The organism is Brevundimonas sp. (genome assembly GCF_004210735.1).
Classification (GTDB): domain Bacteria; phylum Pseudomonadota; class Alphaproteobacteria; order Caulobacterales; family Caulobacteraceae; genus Brevundimonas.
Window position 1 is genome coordinate 1 of the sequence record NZ_SDZL01000107.1, and the last position, 3,249, is coordinate 3,249.

The 3,249-nt window shown below is 68.5% G+C and carries 2 protein-coding genes; both read left to right on the forward strand.

All coding sequences use genetic code 11. From position 1 onward, the window contains the following. Positions 1-344: 344 nt before the first annotated feature. Positions 345-2,912, forward strand: a complete 2,568-nt coding sequence (locus tag EON91_RS14095; protein ID WP_292095984.1) for a helicase-related protein — start codon at positions 345-347, stop codon at positions 2,910-2,912. Then, positions 2,909-3,249 (forward strand): RNA-binding S4 domain-containing protein (locus tag EON91_RS14100; protein WP_292095985.1); only part of this gene is annotated, 341 nt, incomplete at its 3' end. The genes EON91_RS14095 and EON91_RS14100, both read left to right, overlap by 4 nt.

Genomic DNA, 3,249 nt, shown 5'->3' on the forward strand with positions numbered 1-3,249 from the left:
ACCCGTAGGGTGCATTGAAGCGAAGCGTAAATGCACCGCACCGCCCGTCGTTCCCACACAATGACGAACGATTGATCCACAGCCTCTGCTGTTGACCTGCGCCTCCACGCACCCCACCCTTTGCCTGAGGACCGATCCGCGTCCTCTCTGGGAAGACGGACATGCGCTGGCGCCCGCCCACCCGTTTCGCTTCGACCTTGCCGCACATCAATGTGCGCCGCATCTCCATCGCCTGATCCACTCTCCCGTCAGGAGCGCCAACTCTGGCCGCCAGCGACAACACCCGCATCCGGGCCGTTCTCGGCCCTACCAACACCGGCAAGACCCACCTCGCCGTTGAGCGCATGCTTGCGCACAATACCGGGATGATCGGCCTGCCGCTGCGCCTGCTCGCGCGCGAGATCTACGACAGGATGGTGAAGGAGAAGGGCGAGAAGTCCTGCGCCCTCATCACCGGCGAGGAACGCATCAAGCCGCCCGGCGCCCGCTGGTATGCCTGCACCGTCGAAGCCATGCCCGTCTCCGAAGGCGCGGACTTCATGGCGATCGACGAAATCCAGCTCGCGCAGGACCCCGACCGCGGCCACGTCTTCACCGATCGCATCCTTCACGCGCGCGGCCGTCACGAAACCATGCTGCTCGGCGCCGACACCATGCGCCCCGCCCTGCAACGCCTCGATCTCGACATCGATGGCGAACGCCGCGAGCGCTTTTCTCAGCTGAGCTATGCCGGCCCGACCAAGATCACCAAGCTGCCCAAGCGCTCCGCAATCGTCGCGTTCAGCTCAGAAGAAGTCTACGCCATCGCCGAGCTGCTGAAACGCCAGCGCGGCGGCTGCGCCGTCATCATGGGAGCGCTCTCGCCCCGCACCCGCAACGCCCAGGTCGAGCTCTATCAATCGGGCGAGGTCGACTACATCGTCGCCACCGACGCCATCGGCATGGGCCTCAACCTCGACGTCGGCCACATCGCCTTCGCCTCGCGCCGCAAGTTCGATGGCCGCCAGCGCCGCTATCTCCGCGCCGACGAACTCGCACAGATCGCCGGCCGCGCCGGCCGCTTCCGCGATGATGGCACGTTCGGCGAAACCGCCGACTGCACGCCCTTCGAGGAAGAAACCGTCGAGCGCATCGTCAATCATCATTTCGAGCCGGTCGACTATCTCAACTGGCGCAACTCCGATCTCGACTGGTCGAGCGTCGCCAACCTGCTTGCCTCGCTCCGCCGTCCTTCGCCAGACGTGATCCTGCGCCGCGCCCCAGAAGCACTCGACGAGATGACCCTCGCCACGCTGGCGCAGGACGAAGACGTCGTGCGCCACGCCCGCACCTACGCGCACGTCCGCCGCCTCTGGGATCTCTGCACGCTGCCAGACTTCCGCAAGCACGGCCCCGACGCGCATTTCAAACTCGTCCAGTCCTTCGTCGAAAAACTCGCCGACCCGTCCGCCCGCATCAAGGACGAGTGGATGTTTGCCCACGTCGAACCGCTCGACCGCACCGAAGGCGAGATCGACACGCTCCAGCAACGCCTCGCCGCCATCCGCACCTGGACTTACGCCGCCAACCGCACAGACTGGCTCGAAAACGCACAGACATGGCGCGGTCGCACCCGCGAGATCGAAGACAAACTCTCCGACGCGCTCCACCAGGCGCTGATGCTCCGCTTCGTCGACCGCCGCACCTCCGCGCTGCTCAAGACGCTGAACTCGCAGGAAGACGAGCCGGCGCAGATCGGCCCAGCCGGCGAAGTCATCATCGGCGGCCATACGGTCGGCCATCTCCACGGCCTCGTCTTCACCGCCGACTCCGAAGGCGACAGTCTCGCCGGGCGCGCCCTGCGCGGCGCCGCCCTCAAGGCCCTTCGCCCCGTGATGGAGCAACGCCTCGCCATCATCTCGCAGGCGCCGGATGCCGACATCGCCTTCGACACCACCAGCGCCACCATCGTCCACGACGGCGCGCCCGTCGCGCGCCTCGTCGCCGCCACCAACTGGCACTCGCCCTCTGTCCATCTCCTCGGCGCAGGCGACGCCGCCGCCTCCAGCCGCGACGCAGCCCACGAACGCCTCGCCCGCTGGTTCGTCGATCACGTGAAAGCCACGCTCCCCGCGCTCGACGATCTCCGCAACACGCTCGACGGCACGATCATTCGCGGCGCCGCGCGCGGCACAGCCTTCCAGCTGCTCGAAACCGGCGCCGCCTTCGATCGCCGCGCGACCACCAATGCGCGCCAGCAGCCACCGCTCTCGCCAGAAGATCGCGCCGCGCTGAATGCAGCAGGCGTGAAAGCAGGCCGCGTCGCCGCCTGGCTGCCCGGACTGCTCAAGCCCGCCGCCGCGCGCCTCGCCCTCGCCCTGCGCGCCGTCCATTCCGGCCAGCCGCCACGCGAGCCGCCGACGCAATCCTCCTTCGCGCTCGCCAAGCATCCATGGTCAGAGCCCATGCTGTGGACCGCAGGCTATCTCCGCGTCGGCCCCCGCGCCGTCCGCGCCGACCTTGCCGAGCGCCTGATGGGATCGCTCGCCCAGATCCGCCGTGCGTCAGAGTCCTCGGCCTTCGCCGTGCCCCCCGAACTCGCAGCACAGGTCGGCTGCCCCGCCGCCGACTTCCCCGCCATCCTGCGCGGCCTCGGCCTCAAGCCCGCCGAGAAGGATCGCGAGACAGGCGCTGTCAAACTCTGGCGCTTCCCGGCACAGCGCGCGCCTGACGCCGCCCCATCGCCGCGCGAGGGAAGCCCGCGGGCCAAACAAAACGGCCGCAAGCCGCAACCGCCCGCGCCGCCGCCCACCGGCCCCTTTGCTGTGCTCGCTCAACTCATCACCACCGAAGTGCCACGCGCGCATCGCCGCCGGCGCCGCCACAAGCGTCCCGCCCAATCCGCATCGCCCACACCGAAAGTCGCCTCATGAGCCGCGCCAGCCGCGAATACGATCAGGACGACGACAAGGACCTCAGCCGCATGCGGCTCGACGTCTTCCTCTGGCGCGCCCGCTTCTTCAAGGCGCGCACCTCCGCCACTGAAGCGGTCGAGGAAAAAGGCGCCCGCATCGAGCGCGATGGCCAGGTCCGCCGCATCGACAAGCCGTCGACGCCCGTCGAGCCCGGCGACGTCCTCACCTTCCGCGCGCCCTCCGGCCAGAAACTTGTGCGGATCCTTTCACTTCCCACGCGAAGAGGGCCGCCGTCCGAGGCTGCGCTATGCTATGAAGCCGTGGGTGGGGAAACGCTGGCGAGGCCCGACGCGTG

Bases quoted from the DNA above. Each gene is read 5' to 3' on its own strand.
- EON91_RS14095 (WP_292095984.1), top strand. From the start codon at position 345: ATGCTTGCGCACAATACCGGGATGATCGGCCTGCCGCTGCGCCTGCTC.